Consider the following 18,847-nt stretch of genomic DNA (forward strand, 5'->3'; position numbering starts at 1 on the left):
CAGGCTCAAAAGACAGGGGCATACCTTTCGAAAAATATCCAAAAACACCATCATCTCCTTGTAAATGCGAATCAAAAAGTGAACTCTCCAGGAGGGAACTGGTTACTCAGTCAGGGCTCCCGTGAAAGGAGGCCCTGACTGAAATAACGAATTAATATTCACCCGTGGGTTGACCATCATGGATGCGTGTGAGGAGAGCGTACTGAGTGTGATCCATATTTTCACTTAAGAAGCGAACAGCACCATCTCCCATCAAAACATGACAGCCCCCTTCATGGACACTGGAGGCCACAGTCACATAAATTCTGGGATCATCCGCTGTACCTGCACCCGCCGCGCCAAGGGCATCGTAAGGCCCATTAATATGATACCGCTTGTTGTTGATGTGGTTGGGATCAAGATTGGGGTGGTTCACAGCGAACGATCCATAGACACGATGCTGCGCCCATAAGGGAGAATATGCATCATCGCGTTTCCCGTAAATGCAGCCTTCAGTCATGGCAATTGAGTTGCTGAGCCCGTCAGTAACTGCTTTGAATTTAGCAGCCCCGTTAAATCCGAACATACCCTGTGACTGGGTTTTTATGCCGCTGGGCATATCATTAGCACTTTCACGATAGGCCGAATACAGACCTCTTCCAGGCCAGCCACAGTAATGTGATCCGCCGCAAAATAGATAATTTGATCTGGCGGCACTTGTTGCCATCCAGCTGCTATCAGTCCTGACTTCAAGGGTCTGACCTTCATCAGAAGGGCATAAGAGTGCCGGCAGAATCGTCTGTCCCAGTGGGGTATTGTCGTTAGGCCATCCGCCTGCGACAGAAGTAAAAAAGCCGTTCGTCGCCCCGCCACTGGCAATATCAAAATTCCATTTGTTATAGAGTGGTCCCTGATCGATGAATGGCAGCAGTAATGTAAAACCGGTGTGGTTTAACCCGTTCGTTGCCTCTTGATCACCTAGAGCCGCAGAACCTGCCCCGTTAATGCATCCTGGAGGTAGCACGCCATGGGTTTCATTATAGTTGTGTAGTGCCAGCCCCAACTGCTTCATGTTATTTTTGCAGGTGGATCTGCGTGCTGCTTCGCGCGCCTGCTGCACTGCAGGCAGCAGCAGTGCGATCAGAATTGCAATGATGGCGATGACCACCAGCAGTTCGATCAGTGTAAAGCCCCGTTTGGATGTGAGTCGCTTCATGTTCATCTCCAGATAAATAAAGAAATAAGAGATAGGGATAATCTAATTTTTGAAAATATGTCCCATTATTCAACCTGGTTAAAACTTTTAACGAAAGATCGAAAATCAGTTTACCGCAGGAGTTCTGTCAGTAATTTCGGGTCAGCTAATTTAATAGTAAGATCAGTTTCCTTAAAAAATCAGACGTAAGACTCAGATCCGTTTCAGAGTTACCTGACAGGCTGTTTTTGAATGCCAGGTGTTGAATGTGGTTTCCATGTCAAAGTGTTATTTCGACTCCAGTTTGAAATCGATGGTATTTTCTCCCGCTTTCACCTCTGCTGTCAGAGTCGTATTCGAATTGTATTTTGCCGGGATGGGATTTTTTTTACCTGAATTCGCATTCGGATTTGAAGATTCTTCGTTACCAACGTCTTCTAAACCAGCTTCTGTTTCTGGATCTATCTCGGACATATCGGCGTCGGGGTCGATCTCAGGAGCCGGAGGTTGGCCTTGTGTAATGAGCACTTTATGCTTCCCGGGAATGGCGCCCATCGCGTTGCCTCTATGGGCAAGTTGATACTTTCCCTCTGCATCTGTCTGAGCAGTGGAAGGATTCCCTTTCTCAGGTACAAAAACCACCACGGCATCGGCAAGTGGCTTACCATCCATTGTGACCACTCCGGAGACATTTTCGAGTTGGACTTCCGTTCCACTTCCGGAGCATCCAAAACAAAAAACAGTCAATAACGTCAACGAAGACAGTAGCGATATTTGATCTTTACAGCGCATTCAAGAATTCCGGTAATTTTCACGAGAGTAAAATCTGAGTTGTTTCAGTAAGCGAGAAAACCCGGTTCCACCTGGGTAGTGAAACCGAGCAGAATATATTTACATTTTGGTGTGAATTAAAACTCACCCACAACATTTTTATCATTGATACCACACAGGAAAATCAGGGTATCACCGTTGACATTTTCGCTAATAAACCGAACCGTACCATCGCCTAACAGGAAATGGCAGCCGCCTTCATGGGAACTGCTTAGTCCCCAGCCGTTCGCAGCGCCAGCAGCGTTATTTTTGCCATTAATCATGTAGTACGAAGACAAGGCTTGATCTGAGTTTGTTGACCAGCCTTCAAAGGTACGCACCACTGCAGTGTGGTAATACCAGTTCCCAAGGTAACCGTACGTGGAATTGAGGGAGTTATGCGCGCCTGCCCAGATCGCACCATTGTACCCACCCTCTGTGGTTCTTTCCCCAAGCAGAATCACATTACTCAACCCATCACGAAATGATTTCATGTTTCGAGCAGTGTGATTAGCCCAGGCTGGTGTGACTCCCGAAATTGTCGTCGTACCAGGGAGCAGTCGATAACATGAGTAAGGACCTACATAGTTTGATTTTCCATAGTTACCAATGTTTGGATTCAAACCATCTGCAGGATCCGAAGGACAGGCGAAGGTCGCAATTGGAGTTTTGATAAGAGTCGGCTGAAGGACCGCATTCGAATTTGACGAATCACGCCAGGCCGCGTTCATATTAATTTTGTTATAAAGTGGACCCTGATCCATAAAGGGCAGAATCATGACACTCCAGGGGAGGAAGCTTTCTCCGCCAGGTGGGTCATAATCTGTATTTCGCGCGTACTCAACGTGCATCTGCGGAAAGATACGATGTGTTTCGTGGTAGTTGTGTAAAGCAATCCCAAGTTGCTTCATATTGTTTTTGCAGGTACTTCTGCGTGCTGCTTCTCTTGCCTGTTGCACTGCGGGTAAGAGCAGGGCAATGAGAATAGCGATGATGGCGATGACCACCAGAAGTTCGATCAGGGTGAAACCCCGTTTTGCTGCGAGCCGTTTCATCTAAGCCTCCGGTTGTACAAAGAGAAAATTAAGAGAAATGAAAAGCACTTCTCACTCTCGTCCGGTCTTTAAGCGAAGTGAAAACGGCACTGCGCAGGACTTATAGGTCACTGTAAAGATAGAATCTGCGCACAGATAAATTTCAGTTAGCTGTAAAGAGCGACTTTTGTCAGTTCAGATAAGAGTAAGAAATATGAAAGCTATAACGACAAAATTAAATACTAGAATTTAGTAGATTCAGTCTCACAGTTTTAATGGCGAGTGCCAGGTAGAGTAGCTTGAAAAGCATGCTTTATTAAAAACCAGAAAATTAATATGTCAACATGTTTCTGTTTTCATTTATCGAATATTTAAGCTGAAATATAAAGAATAATTCATATCTTTAGTAACACTCTATGGTTATGGGTAAGGAAAATATTTGAATAATTTTAAATTCCGCGAAACAAAAGCGGAGTTTCTGTGTTATCGATTTTCACTGATCTCGATTGATGTGAATCAGGAGGTAGAACACTCATTCGTAATGATGAAAAATCAATTCAGTCTGATCGTAATTGTGTTTGAGTCTTCCATACAAAGGAGAAACATTTCTAAAGAACCATCCATAATTCGCGCGTACAAACTTGATGATCATCAGGAACTGTTGTCCAATCAAAGTAACGCGTCTCTCTCAAGTTCGATTACTGGTAGTGTGAGTTTCGCTGTGTTGCAGATGGATTACCCTGCAAGATGCGACCGATTCTCAACGCTCGAAAAATGAACAGGATGAAAAAAATGAATCATGGTCGAGGTTATTGTGTTGGTGTGTCTGTTGCTGTTCTTGCTGGCCTGATACAAATCAACTGTCTGCCAGCGGGAGAAGATGAGAAAAAAACGACGGATCAATCGAGAATGATTCAACGTGTGTTGAGATTACCGGCGCGCGAGAATAACCCCCGGAACAGCGAAGGAGATTTTATCACGCTGAAAGACGGACGTATTCTGTTTGTCTATACTCATTTCACAGGTGGTGCCGCAGATCACTCCTCAGCGTTCCTGGCTGGTCGCTATTCATCCGACGGCGGCAAGACCTGGACTCAGGCAGATGAAACGATCATCGAAAATGACGGCAAGCAGAATATCATGTCGGTCTCTCTGCTGCGGCTGCAGGACGGACGAATCGCTTTGTTTTATGCGAGAAAAAATTCGCTTCATGACCTGCTGCCTGTCATGCGTCTCAGCGTTGATGAAGGTGCTCACTGGAGTGAACCCGTTGAGATCATTCCTCAAAAAGAAGTCGGTTATTATGTCTTGAATAATGATCGAGTCATACAGTTGAAGAATGGTCGTATCGTGGTGCCCCTGGCATTGCATCAGAACCTGCCTGGATCGGACCGCTTCAATCCGAATGCGAAATTTCTCTGTTATTACTCTGATGATCAGGGAAAAACATGGCAGCGTGGAACAGAAGTGGTTGTTGAAACGCAACCGGGTGGCAAGCAGCCTTACATGCAGGAGCCTGGTTTGGTTGAACTGAAAGACGGGACCCTGATGGGATTCTGTCGTACGAATGGCGGCAGTCAGTATGTCGCGTTTTCACAAGATGGAGGCCAGACGTTTTCCGAACTGAAGCCATCCCAGATTATTTCTCCCGTCTCGCCGGCATCCATAGAACGCATTCCTTCTACGGGTGACTTACTGCTGGTCTGGAATAATCACCAGGGAATCGATGCCAAACTGAGCGGCAAGCGGACGCCGCTGACCCTGGCTATTTCCAAAGACGAAGGCAAGACCTGGCAGCAGATTCAGAATATCGAAACCAATCCGAATGGCTGGTACTGTTACACGGCGATTGAGTTCACGAAAGATGGCGTACTACTGGGGCACTGTGCCGGCGATCGTACGAAAAATAATGGACTCGCGGAGTCACAAATCACGCTGGTCCCCCTGTCTGTCATCTACGGGAAGTAACTGACTCGCGGGAAATGTCCTTATCTGTCAGGAATAAAACCGATCGTACCAGAAAAACAATCGATCTGATTGATCTCTAGAATCGAGCTTGAATTCACTGAATGAATCAGGGAAACTGATTGTAAACAGAGTTAATAAAACCCTGCTTGCATTCATTCCTCAGACCATTTTCCCGGAGTCGACTGATGAAATCATTGCCCTTTTCCCGTCGCGAATTTTTAGGTACCGCTGTTGGCGGTGGCTTGGGGATGCTCTCATTGAGCCGGCTCATCAATGCGGGGCTGCCGACTGTGAACGACCCGCGCGCCACTGACGGCGACTCGAGATTTGAACCCGACTGGGAAGAACGCCTTTCCATTTCCGTAGGTCCGAAATCAGGAGACATTATCGGTGCGAGCGACAAAGCGCTGCAGGCGGCGATTGACTACATAGCGGGAAAAGGGGGAGGCACGGTCCGCCTGCTGCCTGGAACCTTTACGCTGCGAAATGCGTTGCATCTGCCATCGAAGATTCGGTTGCAGGGAAGTGGACCGGAGACGATCATCACAAAAGGGGCTTCCGAAACGGTGGCGCTCTCTGAAGATTCTGACTGGTACGATCAGGAGATTACGCTGGAGAAGTCGGCGGGCTTTCAGGTGGGAGATGGAGTGGTTCTCGTGACAAAGAATCCGAGTACCGGCAGTCAGGATGTCATTAAACGCACGCTGGTGGCACGTTCCGGAAACCGGTTCAAGTTGAACGAAGGGCTCCGCAAAAATTTGTGGCTTTCCGGCAAGCCTACAGTGTCATCTCTGTTTCCGTTGTTAACCAGCGAATACACGAAAAATGTCCTGATCGAAAATCTGACGCTGGATGGAAATCGGGAAAACAATACCAATCTGAATGGCAACTACGGTGGCTGTATTTTTCTGCAGGACTGCAATCGCTACACGATACGCAATGTGACCGCGAGGAATTACAACGGGGACGGCATCAGCTTTCAGATCTGTCACGATGTCAAAGTCGAGGGTTGTCACAGTCATGACAATGCCGACCTGGGTGTTCATCCCGGATCAGGGTCGCAGCGACCGTTGATTGTGAACAACCGCTTCGAAAATAACCACATCGGACTGTTCTGGTGCTGGGGTGTGAAATTTGGCCTGGCGGAAAAGAATCAGTTGAAAGGCAATGACATCAGTATTTCGATTGGCCATAACGATACCGATAACGTGATGCGGGAAAATGTCATCCGTGACAGTCACCAGGTTGGTATTTTGTTCCGCAATGATGTCCGTGGGAAAAACTTCTGGGCGAATCGAAATACGGTGGTCAGGAATCAGATCATCAACAGCGGAGCCGCAGAGGGGGTCGCCATTGATGTGACCGGCAAGACTTCCGATTTGACAATTACCGATAACATCATCAGCGAAGAACGCCAGCCGATGCAGCGCACCGGGATCCGCATTGGACCCGATGCGGGCACGATCAAACTGGCGGAGAATCAGATTCAGGGATTCATGAAATCGATTGACGACCAGCGACAGACAACCTGAGCACTCTGGTCCCGATGGAATCAGAGTGCACGGTCTGAAGTTTATTTGTCCGCGGTGATTTCTTCCGACTTCATCACTTTGCCGATCTGCTTAACGGCTTGTCGCAAACGCTGCGAGTTTTCGACGATTGCCATTCGCAGGTAGCCTTCACCGTCTTCACCGAAACCACGTCCCGGACTGACGGCAACGCCTCCTTCATCCAGCAGCTTCATCGCGAAATCGATCGACCCCATCTGAGCCCAGGGCTCCGGGATCTTGGCCCAGACGAACATGCCGGCTTTAGGGCGATCGATTTCCCAGCCGAGGCGTTCCAGGCCGTCACAGAAGACATCGCGGCGCATCTGGTATTCGGCGGCGATACTGTCGACCGCGGCTTCGCAGTGCCGCATTGCGACGATGGCAGCGATCTGGACCGGTTGAAACAGTCCGTAGTCATAATATCCTTTGATGGTGGAGAGCGCACGGACCATCTCTGAATTTCCAGAGCAGAAGCCGATACGCCAGCCGGCCATACTGAAGCCTTTACTCATGGTCGTAAATTCGACGCCAACTTCGGTTGCACCGGGAGTTGCCAGGAAGCTGGGTGCCTTGTAGCCATCAAAGCAGATGTCGGCATAAGCAAAGTCGCTGATCACCATGAACGAGTATTTCCGGGCCAGTCGAACCAGTTCCACGTAGAAATCCTGTTCGATGACGGTGGCGCTCGGATTGTGGGGGAAGTTCACCACGACGACTTTGGGTTTGGGATACAGGTGTTCGCAGGTGTAAGCGATGTTCGACAGGAACTGGTCCGGCTGGCGGACATCCAGTTCGATGACATTTCCTGCGGCCAGCATCACGGCGTAAACGTGGACTGGGAACGAGGGGGAGGGCACAATGGCGGTGTCCCCGGGGCCCATTAAGGCCAGGCACATGTGACTGAAACCCTCTTTGGAGCCGATACAGGTCACGACTTCCGAATCGGGATCGAGGCGGACCCCATATTTTTTCCAGTAGCGGGACGTCACTTCTTTTCTGAGGTTGGCAATGCCGTTCGCAACGGAATAGCGGTGATTCCGTGGATCGGAAAGTGCTTCCGACATCTTCTCGACAATCAAAGGGTCAGGCGGGTCAGTCGGGTTCCCCATCCCCAGGTCGATCACATCCACGCCCGCCACACGTTTCTGGTATTTCAGCTTATTGATTTTTCCAAAAAGGTAAGGGGGTAAACGCTTTACTCGTTCAGCAACGGGGATGGTAAAGCCGTCGTCTGAAGAAGGAACTTCCGATTCGCCACGCATAATGAAAAGACTGCCTGTTCTACAAGGAATATTTGTCGACTATCTGTCAGGACAACAAATTCGCTCCCAAAGCGGGATTTGGGCCTGATTGAAACCATTTTACGCGATCACAACAAAAAATGCGCCTGATGAATATGACATATTTTTCTCAGATTGATCAGGACATAAAAAAGCGTGTGTCAGTAAGTCAGGACTGACACACGCTAAGTCTATCTGGTTCTCTGTTTCAGCAGCGAAATTACCGTTACCGGGGAGAGCCATTCAGTCCCTGTGTGGGGCTGGGGATGGCACCGCCTGATTGACCTGGCTGCCCGTTGCTGAAGCTCGTTCCCGAAGTCTGAGAGACACCACCGGTGGTTGTACCAGTGATGTAGTTATCAACGCGGGTCTGTTCTTTCAGTTTCGCGAATACACGGGCGACTGCTTCCTGGGTCTGTTCTTCAGTCAACTGGTCAACCAGCTGGTTTTCCACTTCTTTGATGCTGTTTACGATGGGTTCGGTCCGGCCTTCGCAGAGCAGAATCGCATAGCGGCTGAGTCCGATCTGCACGATTCCGGAGACTTCCCCTTCTTTGAGTTTGAAGGCGGCTTTCCAGAGGCTTTCATTTTCAGAAAACTGTGGAATTGGCTGAATGGCACCACCCAGGGCCCGGCTGTTCGGCTCGATAGAATAGTCGCGGGCGAACCGTTCAAAGTCGCCTGGATTCTTTTTCACTTCATCCCAGACTTTCTGAGCACGGCTCAGGTTGTCCATCATGATCATGCGGGCTTTGACGCGTGGGCCGTAATCCCGCACGAAGGCTTTCTGCACCTGGTCCTGGCTCAACTTGGTGCGCTGTCCAGCCAGTTTTCGCAGTGCCAGCATTGGCCAGATCACATTGCGACGATACTGATTAGGATTCATTTTGCGCTCTGCCTGCAGCATTTCGTACCAGGTTTTGGTATCCAGGTTAAAGCGTTTGGCGATTTTTTCTACTTCGGCGTGCACTTCTGCCTGTTCGACGTTAACGCCCGCTTTCTGACAGGCCTGTTCGATGATGGCCCGGTTGATCACATTTTCCAGAACTTCTGGTCCATACAGGGCGATACACTCACGGGCCAGTTCATCTTCGCTGATCACCACGCTGCCTACTTTGGCAACCGGCTGAGTACGAGCAGATGGCTGATTTCCGGAAATGCGGACCGTACCCGCTGATTTGTCTTCACCGGCGGCACCTGTTTTGGCGTTGAACGTCTGGAACAAGAGGACGCCGGCTAAAAGCACCAGTCCTGTACCGGCTGCGAAAAAGATAATTTTTCGATTTGAGTTAGTCTTGGCTTTGGTCGCATGCGGGTTTGGGAATGGGTCGCCCATTGCTAAAAATCTCCATGTTTTGTATCCGACGCGGGGGAATCATGTGAATGCCTGATCTCAGCCACCAGCATTTGGTGCCGGAAGTGACGATCCTGATTGGGGATTTTTTGATCGTCAGGCAGTGATTCCGAATGGGGTCTAAACAGACGGCTTCGGAGCCACAAATCACGTTGATACTTTGTCGTCAGAAGATTTACGAAACTTCCATGTCTCAAGCTCTACCGTAAGAGCGCGGCGGAAATGTAAATCTTTCAACAAAACAGGTCAACAGCAATTTATGGACCCTGATATCTGTATACATGCGGTGCGGCTTGAATTCGGTTCAGCCGCCTCGAAAACAGGGTGGCGAAGCTGTTTTTCTCGAATTATTTGATCCAACTGGTTCCTGGCTGCGTTCTCAATAGGACAACCTGCTGAGCGAAGTTGATTCAATCTGCAGAACCGGATCAGGAAGTGGACCCGATTTGTGATTATTCAGCAGGTCGGCGATATCTTTGATTGCGAACAAAATTGAGAGGGTTACAATCAGAATACAGGCAGCTTTGCTGTCGGCATTTCTCATTTGCGCCAGAAAAACTACCAGACAGACGATTCAGTCAGGCAGATCAGACGAACAGACCAGATTCAACAATCAGCAGTATCAGTGACGAGGACATCAATATGGGATTCTGGATGGATAAACTGCGAGCCGAACTCGTAGATATTATTGAGTGGATCGATGATTCAAAACATACCATGACCTGGCGGTTTCCCCGTTATCAGAATGAAATCAAAAATGGGGCGCAGCTGATTGTCCGACCCGGGCAGATGGCTTTATTTGTGCATCGCGGACAGGTGGCCGACGTGTTCGAGCCGGGGCATTATGAGCTCAAAACCGATAACCTGCCGATCCTGGCGACACTGCAGGGGTGGAAACATGGCTTCAACAGCCCCTTCCGTTCGGAAGTCTACTTCGTTAATACCACACAAATTACCGATTTGAAATGGGGGACCCCCAATCCCATCATGCTCCGCGATCCGGAATTCGGTCCAATACGCCTGCGGGCTTTCGGGAACTATTCACTCAAAGCCAATGATCCGCGAATCCTGGTGAAAGAACTGGTGGGCACCAATGCGGAGTTCCATTCAGAAGAAATCAACGAACTGTTACGCTCCATCATCAACAGTTCGTTCGCCGATCTGATTGGGGAGTCAAAATATGCGGCACTGGATCTCGCTTCGAAATATACCGAGATTTCCACAGAACTGAAAAAAATAGTCAATGAACGAATCGATGATGAATATGGTCTGGAGACTCCTCAGCTGCTGATTGTGAATATTTCCCTGCCGGAAACGGTGGAAAAAGCCCTGGATACCCGGACCAGCATGGGTGTGATTGGTGATATGAATAAGTTCCAGCAGTTCCAGATGGGACAGGCGATGCTCTCGGCTGCAGAAAATCCATCAGGGGGAGGCGCAGCAGACGGAATGGGACTGGGCATGGGGTTCGCGATGGCGAATCGGATGATGCAGTCTCCCGGAATGGGGGCACCCGGCCAGATGACACCGCCGCCGCCACCAGCGGCCTGGCACATCGCCGTGAATGGTCAGTCGCAGGGACCCTATTCCCTCGAACAGATTTCGCAGGGAATCGCCGGGGGACAGATCACCGATCAGACGCAGGTCTGGTCAGCCGGGATGTCAGGCTGGTTACCCGCAAGCCAGGTCCCCCAACTCACGGGCTACTTTCAGGCAACACCACCTCCGCCACCACCACCACCGGCTGGTTAAGCGAACATGGTTTCTGAAAACGTTGATGGCATGAAAGCGGTACCGATAGTGAAATCAGGCTGCCCCGGGCAGAAAAACCAGAGGCTGGTGTTTGCGTGAGAGTCGCACATATTATCACTCGTATGATTATCGGCGGCGCGCAGCAGAATACGCTTTATACGGTCGAAGATCAGTACCGGGATTACCAGGATGAAGTGATTCTGATGACCGGTCCCACTACTGGTCCGGAGGGCACGCTCATTCCCCGCGCGGAACAGGGAGGTTTTGATCTGCAGATACTGCCCCATCTGACGCGGAGTATCAGTCCCCTGAATGACTGGCAAGCGTATCGGGAGTTGATTGCAGCGCTGCGGGCGTACCAGCCCGATCTGGTTCACACGCACAGTTCCAAAGCAGGTATTCTGGGAAGGGCCGCCGCCTGGAAGTTGAAACTGCCGACCGTCCATACAATCCATGGTGCCGCCTTTCATTTTGGCCAGTCCCCCGTGAATTATCACGCTTACATCGCTGCAGAGAAGTGGGCCGCCCGGCGTTGTGACCGGCTCATCAGCGTCTGTGATGCCATGACCGATCAGTATGTTGCTGCCGGAATTACCACCAGGGATCGTTGTGACACTGTCTACAGCGGCATGGAAGTCGAACCGTTTCTCACGCCCCCCCGACCACCGGAAGAAGTACGTCGTGAACTGGGCATCGAACCGGAGCAGATCGTCATTGGAAAAGTGGCGCGGCTGTTTCACCTCAAAGGGCACAAATATCTGATTGAAGCGGCGAAACAGGTGGTCGATGTGCAACCTGGCGTTCGGTTTTTATTGATCGGCGATGGTATTCTTCGCGCAGAATTCGAAGCGCGCATTGCCGAGCTGGGACTCTCGGACCATTTCATCTTTGCCGGACTGGTTCCCCCCGAACGCGTACCGGAACTCATTCACGCCATGGATATCGTGGTGCATACCAGTGTCTGGGAAGGACTGGCCCGTGTGCTGCCTCAAGGGCTGATTGCCAGTAAGCCCGTTGTTTCCTACGATGTGGACGGTGCCCGCGAAGTGGTGATACCCGAAGAAACCGGTTATCTGCTACCGCCGGAGTCGATTGAATCGCTGGCGCAGGCGTTGATTGAACTTGCCTCTGATCCGGAAAAGCGCCGTCGGTTCGGTCAGACGGGGCGCGACCGGTTCACGGATCAGTTTCGACATCAAACCATGACCCGCCAATTACGTGAGATTTATCAGCGGGTCCTGGATGAGCGTCAGTCATAATTGAAGGCAATGCTCCGATCTATTTCTGGATCAGAACATTGACTCCTTTTTTATTGGAGAGAACGATATCGGGGCGGCCATCGCCGTTCATGTCCGCCATCGAAAACTGGGTTCCCACGCCCGTATCGTTGCCGGCTTCGATTTTGTGCGGAATGATCTCAGGGGCCGCGTTTTTGTCGCGTTTGATTTCATACCAGTACATTACAACCGGTTCTTTTCCACCGGGGTCTTTGCCGTTGTGGGCGAAAAACCGTTTGCCGGTGACCATGTCCCGTTGACCGTCCCCATTCATGTCAATGAAATGCATGGCATGTGTCTGGGAATAACTTTTGTCAATCAGGTGTGCTTTGAATTTGGGTTCATCTCCGCCAGTGAGATTTTCAAACCACCAGACGCCAAATGCGTGAGCTGAACTGCCGAGGATGTCCATGTCGCCGTCCATGTCGAGATCTTCGACATGCAGGTCAGCCATTTTTTCTGATGGTTCTGAGCCATTCACACTGAGGGTAAAGGGGTGGAATTCCCACAGGCTTTCTCCCAGGGTTTCCGGGGCTTCCCACCAGCCATTGGGGATCAGTACGTCCTGTCGACCATCCTGATTGAAGTCGCCGACGCCCAGCCCGTGATAATATTTAAATGTCCCGTTCTTCATGGGATCGCCGGGTTTGCTGATCGGCGTGAAGGTCCATTTTTTATCAGCCAGATCAGGAGAGGGGATTTCCAGATAGCCCATCTGCTGTTCGGGTTGCGATCCAAAAATCAGTTCCGGTTTGCCGTCTCCAGTCAGATCGGCGAACTGTGGTGACTCATTACAGATGCTGTGCCAGATCAGGTGCTCTTTCCAGTGGCCTGATTCGTTCTTTGGGTTTTCATACCAGTAGAATTCTTTGCCAGGAAAGCTGACGTAAATGAAATCAGTCCAGCCATCCTGGTTGATGTCGTACGCGAAGTTACAGAAGCTGTCACTGTAACCGACACCAGCGACGAATTTTCCCGGTTTGCGAACTTCATGCATTTTCCAGTCGGGGGCCTCATACCAGACGTCGCCGGCAATCACATCCATCTTGCCATCTTTATTCACGTCAGCCGCTGCAGATCCTTCCGAACGGAAAGCGGCATCCAGTTGCTGTCGCTGCCAGGTTTCACCTGCGAAAAGGGTCAACGGAGCGGTCAGCAGAGACAGCAGCGCGAAGACGGAGTAACAACTCAGTCGACGGTAGATGTGATTGCGATGATTCATTTATGAGTTCCTGTTGTTAACTTGCGAACGCGGTAAGTTTCACTGTCTCCAATATAGACATTCCCGTTTGGACCCACATACACGCCATGCGGGCGCGCCATACGACAGTGGGCTGGATCACCATCGGGGCCATCACCTTTTTTGCCGTCTCCGACAGCCGTCTCAATCGTGCCATCTTTTTTACGGATGACGCGAATGGTATGGCTCTCCGTATCAGCCAGGTAGACATCGCCATTCGGTGCGACCGAAATTCCTTTCGGGCCGGAGAGGGTCGCCTTCTTTGCAGGGCCGCCATGTCCCGTATATCCTTTTTTACCCGTACCGGCGATGTGATGTAAAGTCTGATCATCCAGATCGATGCGATATACTTTGTTTCCTTCACGTAGCGCGAGATACAGCGAACCCTTTCCGGAGCCATCGGTGAAGAAATCCAGCGCCCGCGGGCCGTTCAGGGGAGTGCCTTCGACTTTCGCGCCATCGGGAGTTGCTTTCCGTTCCCCCGTTCCGGAAAAAGTGCTGACCGTACCGGTGGTCAGATCGACGCGGCGGATGCGGTGATTGCCGATATCGCAGATGTAAAGATTGTTATCATTGTCCAGCGCGATCGAGTGTGGCCGGGAGAATGTGGCACTGGTAGCCGGGCCGCCATCCCCTGAGAATCCTTTTTCCCCTGTGCCGGCGACAGTCGAGATCTTGCCTGTTTTGGCATCGACGCGGCGGACGATATTGTTGATCATCTCGACAAAATACATATTGCCAGCTTTATCGAAGCGGACTTCGTATGGCTCATTGAGTTCTGCTGCTAATGCCAGGCCACTGTCGCCGCTGTAGCCTTTCTTACCGGAACCGGCGACCGTGGAAATCTTTCCCGTTTTTTCATCAATGCGCCGGATGACGTGGCTTTTGATTTCACAGACATAGAGTGCGCCGTCCGGTCCCAGAGTCAGGCCATAGGGTTCGCCGACCTGGGCTTTCACTGCGGGGCCACCGTCGCCGGTATGTCCGACTTTTCCTGTGCCGGCGAGTGTCTTGACGGTTTGTGCAGAAGCAGACGTAGTTAACAGGCTGAGCAGCAGGACTGCAGGTAACATCAATCGTTGCATGTTGTCATTCCAGAAGAAGGGTAGGTCATTTACTGAGGAAGATCGTCAAACGGTCGCTCTGAATCATCGTGTTTAAATATCAGGTAGCGACCCGCATTCGGATTCTGCTTTAACAGTTCCGCAGGGGAAATCAGTTTGTGTGCCTTGGACTGTTTGTCAATCACCAGTATTTTAACACCTTCTGGATGATCTTTCCTCTTGAAAAACTGTTCAAGCATAATATTGTCAGGTTTGCCATCCGCATCCAGCATGACGACATATTCCGCCGAGGGTTGCGGTACAAACGGACGTTCTTCGGCACAGCTTTGAAAGACAATCAGGCATACGGTTAACAGGCTCAAGGAAAAGAATGACGAGTCTGCGGTACCCATTTAATGTACGCCTCCCATCTCGGTTTCCAGTTTGTCTTTGTTGTTGAACAGGATATTACTGTCCATCGGTCCGAACCAGCCAATCTGGAATTTTTGGGGATCTCCTCCGTAGGCTGAAGTTCCTGTACCTGCCATCACTGCTGACGTCACACGACCGTCTGCCCAGGCAATATTGGCGACGGTTCCTGTATGGCGGAAATGAATGGAGGGATCGGGCCGCCAGGGAGCTTCCGAGAAAGTCGGGGTCCAGTTATCGATGAAGTAAGGAGGCTCGATAAAGCTGTATTCGATGATGTGTAAATCGGGAAAGCCCTGAGCCAGGGCGGCGTCTGAAAATGCAACCGTGCGGGCCAGGCTGCCAATCTCCCGCATGTTCGTGGCGATCATATTACAGGTGGGGTACGTGTATTTCCAGGATGTTCCGCCCAGGTAAGCCTGATTGTAACCGTAGCCTCCGGTTCCCCCTTCAAACGCATTGGCCACAGTCCCATGGGCGGAAAAGTTACCAAACGTCGGGCATTTTTTAATACTCGTACTTTGCTCGAGGAACGGTGCCAATGGTCCCAGGTGCGCCTGGAATTTCGTGGTGCCATCGTCGGTGGTTCGTTCACCGTGCCAGCGTTTTTTACCCCCCAGGCCTACATGCGAGTCGGCAGCAGCGCGTGGCCAGTACCCGCCATTGGAATCCGCGTACATGTGACAGGCCAATACAATCTGTCTCAGGTTATTTTTACACTGAGCCATCCGGGCTGCTTCGCGAGCCTGCTGAACGGCGGGGAGCAGTAAGGCAATCAGAATCGCAATGATGGCGATGACAACCAGCAGCTCGATCAGGGTAAAGCCACGTTGACGGGTGGCTCTGGCAGGGTGCTGATTGATTTGAGGAGGAGGGGAGGGAAGATTCGAAACAGGCATTTTTACAGATACTTTGTGGTTAGAGTGCTTGATTGCAGGTGAAAAACATCACTCAGCATTCTAACCATTTGCCGTCTTCACTGTCTTGTCAGTCAACGGACATCAAGCATGGTAAACCACATTTTTACCGAAAAAGCATTCCGAAGGTGAACGTTTTCGGAAATTATTCTGTCGCAACGTCTGCCTGATTTTGTTTCGCGATGATTTCGCGTTCTTTTTTCAGGCACATGGTGATGAATGTACCCGAGATCGCGGCCTGGGCGATCAGGTAGACCAGGATTTGCGGACCGTTTAAGATGATACAGGCACCGAAGGCGATAACGAACAGCGTAATCAGACGTGATTTCAGACTCATGGACTGGACCTTGCTTTATTTCGAAGAAAGGAATCTCTTGTCTTTAGGTTACCCAAAGTATAGTGCTGTATGATACATTGATCAATTCAGATTTGATAGAGCCAGAGAACCAGTCATATGTTTTCTGGAATACGCACAGTCTTCAGGAGACCCGGAGTAGAAACCATCATGACGGATGTTGCAGAAATTCAGGAATACCTGGCACACCTCGCTCCCCCGGATCTGGCAGAGAGCTGGGATAATGTCGGTTTATTAACGGGTGACCCTGCGCAACCGGTCAGTCGGATTCTCACTTGCCTGACGCTGACTCCGGATGTGGCTGCAGAAGCGATTTCGGAAAAAGCGGATCTCATTATCAGTCATCACCCGATTCTGTTTCGACCGATACAGCAGATCACTTCACACTCAGTAGAAGGTAAAATGCTGCTGGACCTGATCCAGGCGAATATTGCGGTTTACAGTCCTCACACGTCGTATGACAGTGCAGAGCAGGGCATTAACTGGCAACTGGCCCAACTGCTGGGACTGGAAGATGTGGGAATTCTCAGACCTCTGAATTCGACAGCAGATCCAGGTCTGCCAGAGCAGGGGGCGGGGCGTTTTGGCTCACTACCGGCTGAATTTACGCTTGCGCAGGTTAATCAGCTCATCAAGCAGGCACTTAAGATCGACGCGCTGCAGTTCGTGGGAAATCCGGAGATGAAGGTGAAACGGATTGGCATCGCCTGTGGTGCCGCAGCGGAATTTCTGAGAGACGCACACTGTCACGATTGTCAGGTCCTGTTGACTGGCGAAGCCCGATTTCACGCCTGTCTGGAGGCCCGCGCATTGGGAATGGGTCTGGTTCTACCTGGCCACTACGCCACGGAGCGTCCGGCGATGGAGCAGCTGGCAGAACTGCTGCAGCAGAAGTTTACTCAGTTGACGATCTGGGCGAGTCAAAAGGAGACAGATCCGCTGCAATGGGATTGTGAAGCAGACTGAATATAGAGGGAAATCAGTGATTCAGGGCTGATTTACATGTCTTTATGTATATTCCACACTGGTTGCCATTGACCTGATCGGCAGATTTCGCCATTATCCCCCCTCTCTCAGTCGTATAGATCCTCTGATTTGACATACTCTCTGAACAGAATTCCGTTCCAGGGTGTCTCAATCTGTAACAACCAGCTCACATAAGACTTAAAAAATTTCGATGTCCAAAGTGAAACCCAACCGTTTTGAAGCAGAACGGATTAAAAAGTTAGAGAAAATACAGTCTCTCGGATTTGATCCCTGGGGTCAGCGGTTTGACGGCCATATTCCGATCGCGGAAGCACGTAGTCAAGCGCCTGAAGCTTCCGGCGAAGACGGGGAAGAAGTACGGATCGCAGGACGCATCATGTTGCGTCGCAAAGCAGGAAAGCTCCGTTTTTATGATATCAAAGACTGGACGGGTAAAATCCAGCTGCTCTTTTCCCGCGGCGATTTGACTGAGGCCCAGTGGGAACTGATGGGGACACTCGATCTGGGCGATCTGATCGGCATTGATGGTTGCCTGCGCAGAACCGAGACCGGCGAAATCTCCGTTTTTGTCAAAGAGCTGACTGTACTCTGTAAATCCCTGGCACAGCCGCCGGAAAAACATCATAGCGTGAAAGATGTGGAACTGCTGCTGCGTCAACGCTCGCTGGATCTGATCTATACCGAAGGCGTGCTGGAAAAAATGCTCAAACGGAGTCAGATCATTGACTCGGTCCGGCAGACGCTGCGGAATCAGAAGTTCGCGGAAGTCGAAACGCCCGTGTTACATGCTGTCGCCGGTGGCGCTGCAGCGCGGCCATTTATTACACACCATAATACGCTCGATATCGAGCTCTACATGCGGATTGCCCTGGAACTGCACCTCAAACGATTGATGGTCGGCGGCATTGAACGCGTATATGAAATCGGACGTGTCTTCCGCAATGAAGGAATCGACGCGACACATAATCCCGAATTCACAATGATCGAAATCTACCAGGCGTATGGCGATTATGAAACGATGATGGATCTGACCGAAGCCATCGTTACCGACGCCGTCAAAACAATCAGCGATACCATGGAACTTCCCTGGGGCGAAGGTGAAACGATCGATTTCAGTGGTCCCTGGGAACGAAAAAAATATCTCGACCTCGTCAGAGAGCACGCCGGCTGTGATCCTGCTGATCCGGCTGCTGTTGCGGCAGTGGCAAAACAGCACGGGATTGAAACGGAAAACGTACATCCCGACGTGGTGCTGAATGAAGTTTTTGAAGCTACCTGCGAAGCACATCTGACAGGCCCGGTCTTCGTCATCGATTACCCTGCCTCAATCTGCCCGCTGACCAAGCGGAAGCAGGATGATCCCAACATTGCCGAGCGGTTCGAACTGTTCGTCAAGGGGATGGAACTGGCGAATGCCTATACAGAGCTAAATGACCCGCTGCTGCAGGAAGAATTATTCCAGACACAACTCTCGGGGCTTTCGGATGAAGACTCGATGGCGAAGATGGATACAGATTTTATTAAAGCGTTAAAGGTTGGTATGCCGCCGGCTGGAGGACTGGGAATCGGGATTGACCGTCTGGTGATGTTGCTGACGAACAGTCACAGCATTCGCGACGTCATCTACTTCCCACTGCTTCGACCGGAAGGACAGCCGTCACAGCCTGAGTAAACCAT

The 18,847-nt window shown here is 50.7% G+C and carries 16 protein-coding genes; 6 read left to right on the forward strand and 10 right to left on the reverse strand.

Going from position 1 to position 18,847, the window contains the following annotated elements:
* Nucleotides 1–151: 151 nt before the first annotated feature.
* The 3 genes from GmarT_RS01180 to GmarT_RS01190 form a co-directional block, all read right to left on the reverse strand.
* The gene (locus tag GmarT_RS01180) at nt 152–1,195 is read right to left on the reverse strand and encodes a DUF1559 domain-containing protein (RefSeq protein WP_002646903.1); all 1,044 of its coding nucleotides are present in this window, start codon (nt 1,193–1,195) and stop codon (nt 152–154) included.
* A gap of 267 nt (nt 1,196–1,462) precedes the next feature.
* The gene (locus GmarT_RS01185; RefSeq protein ID WP_002646901.1) at nt 1,463–1,966 is read right to left on the reverse strand and encodes a transthyretin-like family protein; all 504 of its coding nucleotides are present in this window, start codon (nt 1,964–1,966) and stop codon (nt 1,463–1,465) included.
* A 116-nt stretch (nt 1,967–2,082) separates the two neighbouring features.
* A complete protein-coding gene (locus GmarT_RS01190; protein ID WP_002646900.1) occupies nt 2,083–3,039 on the reverse strand; it encodes a DUF1559 domain-containing protein in 957 nt (318 codons plus the stop codon).
* 771 nt (nt 3,040–3,810) lie between these two features.
* Here GmarT_RS01190 and GmarT_RS01195 point away from each other — a divergent pair.
* Both GmarT_RS01195 and GmarT_RS01200 read left to right on the forward strand, forming a co-directional pair.
* Nucleotides 3,811–4,986, forward strand: coding sequence for a sialidase family protein (locus tag GmarT_RS01195; RefSeq protein ID WP_187782331.1), 1,176 nt, complete (start codon nt 3,811–3,813; stop codon nt 4,984–4,986).
* 185 nt (nt 4,987–5,171) lie between these two features.
* The gene (locus tag GmarT_RS01200; RefSeq protein WP_002646897.1) at nt 5,172–6,518 is read left to right on the forward strand and encodes a right-handed parallel beta-helix repeat-containing protein; all 1,347 of its coding nucleotides are present in this window, start codon (nt 5,172–5,174) and stop codon (nt 6,516–6,518) included.
* A 41-nt stretch (nt 6,519–6,559) separates the two neighbouring features.
* On the opposite strand, the gene GmarT_RS01205 is transcribed toward GmarT_RS01200, so the two are convergent.
* On the reverse strand, nt 6,560–7,798 hold the full coding sequence (locus GmarT_RS01205; RefSeq protein WP_002646896.1) for an aminotransferase class I/II-fold pyridoxal phosphate-dependent enzyme: 1,239 nt from the start codon (nt 7,796–7,798) through the stop codon (nt 6,560–6,562).
* A 244-nt stretch (nt 7,799–8,042) separates the two neighbouring features.
* The gene (locus GmarT_RS01210) at nt 8,043–9,152 is read right to left on the reverse strand and encodes a peptidylprolyl isomerase (protein ID WP_002646895.1); all 1,110 of its coding nucleotides are present in this window, start codon (nt 9,150–9,152) and stop codon (nt 8,043–8,045) included.
* Nucleotides 9,153–9,812: 660 nt separating this feature from the next.
* On the opposite strand from GmarT_RS01210, the gene GmarT_RS01215 reads away from it, so the two are divergent.
* Together GmarT_RS01215 and GmarT_RS01220 are read left to right on the forward strand one after the other, a co-directional pair.
* Nucleotides 9,813–10,922 (forward strand): SPFH domain-containing protein, encoded by a 1,110-nt coding sequence (locus GmarT_RS01215; protein WP_002646892.1) that lies wholly within the window; start codon nt 9,813–9,815, stop codon nt 10,920–10,922.
* 95 nt (nt 10,923–11,017) lie between these two features.
* Nucleotides 11,018–12,181 carry a glycosyltransferase family 4 protein gene (locus GmarT_RS01220; protein ID WP_044238141.1) on the forward strand — a complete coding sequence of 388 codons (1,164 nt, stop codon included), beginning with the start codon at nt 11,018–11,020 and terminating at the stop codon, nt 12,179–12,181.
* A 19-nt stretch (nt 12,182–12,200) separates the two neighbouring features.
* Here GmarT_RS01220 and GmarT_RS01225 read toward each other — a convergent pair whose 3' ends face one another.
* The 5 genes from GmarT_RS01225 to GmarT_RS01245 form a co-directional block, all read right to left on the reverse strand.
* A complete protein-coding gene (locus tag GmarT_RS01225) occupies nt 12,201–13,421 on the reverse strand; it encodes an FG-GAP repeat domain-containing protein (protein WP_002646890.1) in 1,221 nt (406 codons plus the stop codon).
* Nucleotides 13,418–14,524, reverse strand: a complete 1,107-nt coding sequence (locus GmarT_RS01230; protein ID WP_002646889.1) for an NHL domain-containing protein — start codon at nt 14,522–14,524, stop codon at nt 13,418–13,420. Before GmarT_RS01230 ends, GmarT_RS01225 begins: the two co-directional genes overlap by 4 nt.
* A gap of 29 nt (nt 14,525–14,553) precedes the next feature.
* Nucleotides 14,554–14,895 carry a hypothetical protein gene (locus tag GmarT_RS01235; RefSeq protein ID WP_002646888.1) on the reverse strand — a complete coding sequence of 114 codons (342 nt, stop codon included), beginning with the start codon at nt 14,893–14,895 and terminating at the stop codon, nt 14,554–14,556.
* Complete coding sequence (locus tag GmarT_RS01240) at nt 14,896–15,810, reverse strand: DUF1559 family PulG-like putative transporter (protein WP_002646887.1); 915 nt, start codon at nt 15,808–15,810, stop codon at nt 14,896–14,898. It lies immediately after the preceding gene.
* Nucleotides 15,811–15,973: 163 nt separating this feature from the next.
* Complete coding sequence (locus GmarT_RS01245; RefSeq protein WP_002646886.1) at nt 15,974–16,165, reverse strand: hypothetical protein; 192 nt, start codon at nt 16,163–16,165, stop codon at nt 15,974–15,976.
* A 168-nt stretch (nt 16,166–16,333) separates the two neighbouring features.
* On the opposite strand from GmarT_RS01245, the gene GmarT_RS01250 reads away from it, so the two are divergent.
* Together GmarT_RS01250 and lysS are read left to right on the forward strand one after the other, a co-directional pair.
* A complete protein-coding gene (locus tag GmarT_RS01250) occupies nt 16,334–17,149 on the forward strand; it encodes a Nif3-like dinuclear metal center hexameric protein (protein WP_002646885.1) in 816 nt (271 codons plus the stop codon).
* 211 nt (nt 17,150–17,360) lie between these two features.
* A complete protein-coding gene (gene lysS, locus GmarT_RS01255; protein WP_002646884.1) occupies nt 17,361–18,842 on the forward strand; it encodes a lysine--tRNA ligase in 1,482 nt (493 codons plus the stop codon).
* Nucleotides 18,843–18,847 lie beyond the last annotated feature (5 nt).

This window comes from Gimesia maris, assembly GCF_008298035.1.
Taxonomy (GTDB): domain Bacteria; phylum Planctomycetota; class Planctomycetia; order Planctomycetales; family Planctomycetaceae; genus Gimesia; species Gimesia maris.

What these genes read in the sequence shown, in the direction of transcription:
- GmarT_RS01180 (WP_002646903.1), bottom strand. Translation starts at nt 1,195, where the DNA reads ATGAAGCGACTCACATCCAAACGGGGCTTTACACTGATCGAACTGCTG.
- GmarT_RS01185 (WP_002646901.1), bottom strand. Translation starts at nt 1,966, where the DNA reads ATGCGCTGTAAAGATCAAATATCGCTACTGTCTTCGTTGACGTTATTG.
- GmarT_RS01190 (WP_002646900.1), bottom strand. Translation starts at nt 3,039, where the DNA reads ATGAAACGGCTCGCAGCAAAACGGGGTTTCACCCTGATCGAACTTCTG.
- GmarT_RS01195 (WP_187782331.1), top strand. Translation starts at nt 3,811, where the DNA reads ATGAATCATGGTCGAGGTTATTGTGTTGGTGTGTCTGTTGCTGTTCTT.
- GmarT_RS01200 (WP_002646897.1), top strand. Translation starts at nt 5,172, where the DNA reads ATGAAATCATTGCCCTTTTCCCGTCGCGAATTTTTAGGTACCGCTGTT.
- GmarT_RS01205 (WP_002646896.1), bottom strand. Translation starts at nt 7,798, where the DNA reads ATGCGTGGCGAATCGGAAGTTCCTTCTTCAGACGACGGCTTTACCATC.
- GmarT_RS01210 (WP_002646895.1), bottom strand. Translation starts at nt 9,152, where the DNA reads ATGGGCGACCCATTCCCAAACCCGCATGCGACCAAAGCCAAGACTAAC.
- GmarT_RS01215 (WP_002646892.1), top strand. Translation starts at nt 9,813, where the DNA reads ATGGGATTCTGGATGGATAAACTGCGAGCCGAACTCGTAGATATTATT.
- GmarT_RS01225 (WP_002646890.1), bottom strand. Translation starts at nt 13,421, where the DNA reads ATGAATCATCGCAATCACATCTACCGTCGACTGAGTTGTTACTCCGTC.
- GmarT_RS01230 (WP_002646889.1), bottom strand. Translation starts at nt 14,524, where the DNA reads ATGCAACGATTGATGTTACCTGCAGTCCTGCTGCTCAGCCTGTTAACT.
- GmarT_RS01235 (WP_002646888.1), bottom strand. Translation starts at nt 14,895, where the DNA reads ATGGGTACCGCAGACTCGTCATTCTTTTCCTTGAGCCTGTTAACCGTA.
- GmarT_RS01240 (WP_002646887.1), bottom strand. Translation starts at nt 15,810, where the DNA reads ATGCCTGTTTCGAATCTTCCCTCCCCTCCTCCTCAAATCAATCAGCAC.
- GmarT_RS01245 (WP_002646886.1), bottom strand. Translation starts at nt 16,165, where the DNA reads ATGAGTCTGAAATCACGTCTGATTACGCTGTTCGTTATCGCCTTCGGT.
- GmarT_RS01250 (WP_002646885.1), top strand. Translation starts at nt 16,334, where the DNA reads ATGACGGATGTTGCAGAAATTCAGGAATACCTGGCACACCTCGCTCCC.
- lysS (WP_002646884.1), top strand. Translation starts at nt 17,361, where the DNA reads ATGTCCAAAGTGAAACCCAACCGTTTTGAAGCAGAACGGATTAAAAAG.